Here is a 4,925-nt window from a genome sequence, read left to right on the forward strand (position 1 = left end):
AGAGCGTTTTGCTTACTTTTGCGCTTTTCAAAAGTGAGCCGCCGTCAGGGCGGAACCCTAAGTGGCCGTGACCGCAGAAACGGATATGTACTCGGTCCGACCCAACATCCCGGCCAGCCCCAAGGCCGCCATCGGGGGCAAGCCCCCTCCCACATTTGGACCTCGGAGCCTCAGGTAGATACGTGTTGGCTGTCCGGCCGTCACGGGAGCAAGCTCCCTAGTCACAGGTCCGGCGTCGCACCCAAGCGGTGCAGATACTCATGCCCCGATCAAGGTGTATCACTCGATGGATGTGCCGGCTGACTTAACGCGATCGGAAGCAAGCCCCCTCCCACCCGGCATCATCCTCAGCGCTGTGTTATCGCGCAGCACATAGTGATGAAAGATCCCCGCCAGCGCATGCAGCCCGATCAGCCAGTAACCGATCTGGCCAAACAGCACATGCCAGCCTTCAATCTCCTTGGCCAATGCCTTGTTCTCAGCGATCAGCGGCGGCAATTCCATCCCGTAGAACATCACCGAATGCCCCTCGGCGCTGACGATCAGCCAGCCGGCAATCGGCATGCCGATCATCAACCCATACAGCGCAACGTGGGTCAGCGTCGCCAACAGGCGCTGCCATTTCGGCGGCGCCGGCACGATCTTCGGCGCCACGCCCAGGCTGCGGGCGAACAGGCGCAGCCACACCAGCACAAACACGGTCAGGCCGAACATAAAGTGCATTTCGACGATCAGCGTGCGCGCACCGCTGCCTTTGGGGAACTGGCCGCGTAACTCAATGCAGGCGTAGACCACCGCCAGGAGCACCACCATCAACCAGTGCAATGCAATCGACATGGTGCTGTAGCGCGTATCGGAATTTTTCCACGGCATCGTTGGGTTCCTCACTTATCAGGGCAACCTTCCGTTCTTTGACGGAGTGGTTCAACTGTATGCCTGTTTGAAGCGCTTGGCCCGTAGTGAATGCCGGTGCATTGACCTTCGTCAGTGGCTTTGCGGCATTTCCCCGCGAGCCAGGCGTGCGTTGATATCGGCGATGACCTGCGGCATATCGGTAATAGTGTCGATCAGGTAGTGCGGGCGTGAGCCTTCGAACATCGCTTCGATACGCCGGCGCTCGCCGGCCAGTGTGGCGCTGTCCAGCGCCCGGAACTGCTCGTAAGTCAGGCCCAGGGCGTTGCCGGAGCAGGTCAGCGCCACGGTCCACATGCCTGCGCGGCGGCCTTCGAGGATACCCGGTACGGTGTCGTCGACTTTCACGCACGCCGCCACATCGTCAATGCCCAGCGCGATCACGTTGGCCAGCGCCTGGGCCGGCCATGGGCGGCCATTGGGCACTTCGTCGGTGGCAACCACATGGTCGGCCACGTAGCCGTTGCTGGCGGCCAGGGCGACGACCTTGTCCATCACTTGTTTGGGATAGCCGGAACAGGAGCCGATTCTGATGCCCTGTGCGCGCACGCCGGCAAGGGTGTCGAGGGCGCCGGGGATCAGGGCCGAGTGTTCGGCGATTTTCTCGATCTGCAGCGGCATGAAGCGTTGGTAGATGGCGCTTACGTCTGCATCGGTGGGCGTGCGGCCGAAGGCCTTGCGATAACGTTCGGCGACGTGCGGCTGATCGCAGAGGGTGCGGATATGGTCCCACTTGCCCATGCCCATCGGGCCGCGAGCCTCTTCAATGGACACCTGTACGCCGAACTCGGCAAAGGCCTCGACAAAAATCTGCGTCGGCGCAAACGAGCCGAAGTCCACTACGGTGCCGGCCCAGTCGAGAATGACGGCCTGGAGCCTGGTGGGGTTTTGATAGTTCATGGTTCAGATCCTGTGGGGTAATGAGGGCAATCAGAGGTCCAGCACGTGCATTTCTTGCAGCACCTCGGCGATGGCCTTGACCGCCGCGCGCATGCCGGCCGCGTCGACATGGCCGATGCAGCCCACGCGAAAGGTCTCCACCTGGGTCAATTTGCCCGGATAGAGGATGAAACCCTTGGCCTTGACCCGTTCGTAGAAGTCCGTGAACTGGTAGCGCGGGTGTTGCGGGGCGTGGAAGGTGACGATGATCGGCGCCTGGATCGCCGCCGGCAGGAAACTGCGCAGACGCAGTGCGGCCATGCCGTCCAGGAGCGTGCGGCAGTTATCGGCGTAGCGTTGATGACGGGCGGGCAGGCCGCCTTCTTCGTGGTATTGCACAAGCGCCTCGTGCAGCGCGGCGACCACATGGGTGGGCGGGGTGAAGCGCCACTGGCCGGTGCGGGCCATGTAGCGGTGCTGGTCGAACAGGTCCATCGCCAGGGAATGAGAGTTGCCTGCGGCCGCAGCCAGCGCGGTCTTTTCGGCGAAGACAAAGCCCATGCCCGGCACGCCTTCCAGGCATTTGCCGGACGCGGCGATCAGCGCGTCGAAGGGCACTTCACGCGCATCGATCGGCAGTGCGCCGAAAGAACTCATGGCGTCGATGATCAGGCGCTTGCCGTGACGCTTGACCACTTCGGCGATCTGCGCCAGCGGGTTGAGGATGCCGGTGCTGGTTTCGCAGTGGATCAGCGCGACATGGCTGATCGCGGCGTCGGCGTGCAGCAGGCGGTCCACCTCGGCGGCGGTGGTGGGTTGGTCTTCGGGCGTTTCGAAGGTGCTGTACGCGCGGCCGAGCACGTCACAGATCTTCGCCAGGCGTTTGCCGTAGGCGCCGTTGATCAGCACCAGCACCTTGCCGTTACGCGGCACGAGGGTGCCGATGGCGGCTTCGACGGCGAAGGTGCCGCTGCCCTGCAACGGCACGCAATGGTGGCTGTGGGCGCCATGGATGATCGCCAGCAAATGCTCGCACACGCTGGCGGTGAGTTGGTTGAAACGCTCATCCCATGAACCCCAGTCCACCATCATCGCCTGGCGCGTGCGGTTGGAAGTGGTCAGCGGGCCTGGAGTCAGCAAAAGTGGCGCGGCAGGGGTCATCTCGGGTCCTCGTAAAACAACGGGTCGACTTTAAGGCGCCTAAATTGCAGTTTGGCTTGTTATCAATCAAATTGTTTGTTGTTATGCGAGCTATCAGTGAGGCCGATAACTATGAACCTGTTCCAACTGCGCGCATTCGATGCGGTGGCCCGCGAGGGCAGTTTTACCCGTGCGGCCGCGCGGCTGTTCATCAGCCAGCCGGCGGTGACCGGGCACATCAAGGCGCTGGAGGAGCACTACCAGATCCCGTTGCTGCGCCGCACTGCGCGGCGGGTCGAGTTGACCGAGGAGGGCGCACGCCTGGCGGCGATCACCCGGGCGATCTTCGGCCTGGTGGATGAGGCGCAGGCGATGCTCGAAGCCAACCGCCAATTGCTCACCGGGCGCCTGGAAGTGGCGGCGGACGGCCCGCATCTGGTGATGCCGATGATCGCCCGGCTGCGCGTGCTTTATCCGGGCGTCACGGTGAATCTGCGCCTGGGCAATGCCCAGGAAACCCTGGCGGCGTTGTTGTCCGAGCATGCCGATGTGGCGGTGCTGACCGAAGTGGAGCCGCGCAATGGCCTGCACCTGCATCCCTTGGGCGAGTCGCGTATTTGCGCGCTGGTGCCGGCCGTGCACCCGTGGGCGGGGCAGGCCGAGGGCATTGCACTGTCGGCGTTGAACGAAGAGATCATGGTGTTGCGCGAGCCCGGTTCCATCACCCGGCGTACCTTTGATGAGGCGTGCCTGGCTGCCGGTGTGCGGCCCAGGGTGCTGCTGGAACTGGACAGCCGGGAAGCGGTGACCGAGGCCGTTGCGGCCGAGCTGGGCCTGGGGGTGGTGTCGTCGATGGAGGTCAGCCGCGACCCACGCGTATGTGCCGTGCCGATTCGCGGCGACGGCCTGCTGAACCGGCATCTGCTTGGCTGCCTGGAGCGGCGCCGGTCGTTGCGCTTGATCCAGGCCTTTTTCGAGTTGGCGCCCTGAGGGTTTTTTGGTGGAACGATGCGTTGCTGCGCTATAAACTCTGCCCCCAAAGCGCCGGCCAGTAGACGTTTCGGCGCCATGGAAAGTAGAGAGTGAGTCATGGGCGCACAGTGGAAAGTCAAACATAAAGAAGCGGCAGCCAATGCCAAGGGCAAGATTTTCGGCAAGCTGGTGAAAGAAATCACCATCGCCGCCCGCAACGGTGCGGACACCTCGACCAACGCTCACCTGCGTCTGGTGGTGGAGCAGGCCAAGAAGGCCTCGATGCCCAAGGAAACCCTGGACCGCGCGATCAAGAAGGGTGCCGGTCTGCTCGGTGAAACCGTGCAGTACCACCGTGTCACCTACGAAGGTTTCGCTCCGCACCAGGTGCCGTTGATCGTCGAGTGCGTCACCGACAACATCAACCGCACCGTGGCGGAAATCCGCGTGGCGTTCCGCAAGGGCCAATTGGGGGCTTCCGGCTCGGTGGCCTGGGACTTCAATCACGTCGGGCTGATCGAAGCATCGCCGGACACCCCGGACGCGGATCCGGAAATGGCCGCCATCGAAGCCGGTGCCCAGGACTTTGAGGACGGTGAAGAAGCAGGCACCACCTTGTTCATCACCGAAACCACCGACTTGGACGCCGTGCAGAAAGCTTTGCCGGAGCAAGGCTTTACCGTGCTGTCGGCCAAGCTGGGCTATCTTTCGAAGAACCCGGTCAGTGGGTTGACCGATGAGCAGATGGCCGAGGTCGAGGCGTTCCTGGAAGGCCTGGATAACCATGATGATGTGCAGGATATGTTTGTCGGGCTGGCTGGCTGATTCTTATCTGGATACATGCAGTCCAAATGTGGGCAGTTAAAATGTGGGAGGGGGCTTGCCCCCGATTGGCGGTCTCAGGGCCGACCAGGATGCAGGATCAGTCCGAGTACATATCCGTTTCTGCGGTAACGGCTACTTAGGGTTCCGCTTTTACAGCGGCTCACTTTTGAAAAGCGCAAAAGTAAGCAAAACGCTCT

Annotated in this window: 5 protein-coding genes; 2 read left to right on the plus strand and 3 right to left on the minus strand. The window is 62.4% G+C overall.

Translation table 11 applies throughout. The features are described from left to right. Window positions 1–279: 279 nt before the first annotated feature. From BFP89_RS07415 to BFP89_RS07425, 3 genes are all read right to left on the minus strand, one after another. Complete coding sequence (locus BFP89_RS07415; RefSeq protein WP_065884870.1) at window positions 280–873, minus strand: cytochrome b; 594 nt, start codon at window positions 871–873, stop codon at window positions 280–282. Between the two features lie 111 nt (window positions 874–984). Beyond that, window positions 985–1,812 (minus strand): phosphonoacetaldehyde hydrolase, encoded by an 828-nt coding sequence (phnX, locus tag BFP89_RS07420; protein ID WP_065884871.1) that lies wholly within the window; start codon window positions 1,810–1,812, stop codon window positions 985–987. 30 nt (window positions 1,813–1,842) lie between these two features. Then, window positions 1,843–2,952, minus strand: coding sequence for a 2-aminoethylphosphonate--pyruvate transaminase (locus BFP89_RS07425; protein ID WP_065884872.1), 1,110 nt, complete (start codon window positions 2,950–2,952; stop codon window positions 1,843–1,845). A 111-nt stretch (window positions 2,953–3,063) separates the two neighbouring features. On the opposite strand from BFP89_RS07425, the gene BFP89_RS07430 reads away from it, so the two are divergent. Further along, window positions 3,064–3,921, plus strand: a complete 858-nt coding sequence (locus BFP89_RS07430) for a LysR substrate-binding domain-containing protein (RefSeq protein ID WP_065884873.1) — start codon at window positions 3,064–3,066, stop codon at window positions 3,919–3,921. A gap of 99 nt (window positions 3,922–4,020) precedes the next feature. Beyond that, window positions 4,021–4,728, plus strand: a complete 708-nt coding sequence (locus BFP89_RS07435) for a YebC/PmpR family DNA-binding transcriptional regulator (RefSeq protein WP_065884874.1) — start codon at window positions 4,021–4,023, stop codon at window positions 4,726–4,728. Window positions 4,729–4,925: the final 197 nt, after the last annotated feature.

The organism is Pseudomonas sp. 31 R 17 (assembly GCF_900004915.1).
GTDB lineage: Bacteria > Pseudomonadota > Gammaproteobacteria > Pseudomonadales > Pseudomonadaceae > Aquipseudomonas > Aquipseudomonas orientalis_A.

What these genes read in the sequence shown, in the direction of transcription:
- BFP89_RS07415 (WP_065884870.1), bottom strand. Translation starts at nt 873, where the DNA reads ATGCCGTGGAAAAATTCCGATACGCGCTACAGCACCATGTCGATTGCA.
- phnX (WP_065884871.1), bottom strand. Translation starts at nt 1,812, where the DNA reads ATGAACTATCAAAACCCCACCAGGCTCCAGGCCGTCATTCTCGACTGG.
- BFP89_RS07425 (WP_065884872.1), bottom strand. Translation starts at nt 2,952, where the DNA reads ATGACCCCTGCCGCGCCACTTTTGCTGACTCCAGGCCCGCTGACCACT.
- BFP89_RS07430 (WP_065884873.1), top strand. Translation starts at nt 3,064, where the DNA reads ATGAACCTGTTCCAACTGCGCGCATTCGATGCGGTGGCCCGCGAGGGC.
- BFP89_RS07435 (WP_065884874.1), top strand. Translation starts at nt 4,021, where the DNA reads ATGGGCGCACAGTGGAAAGTCAAACATAAAGAAGCGGCAGCCAATGCC.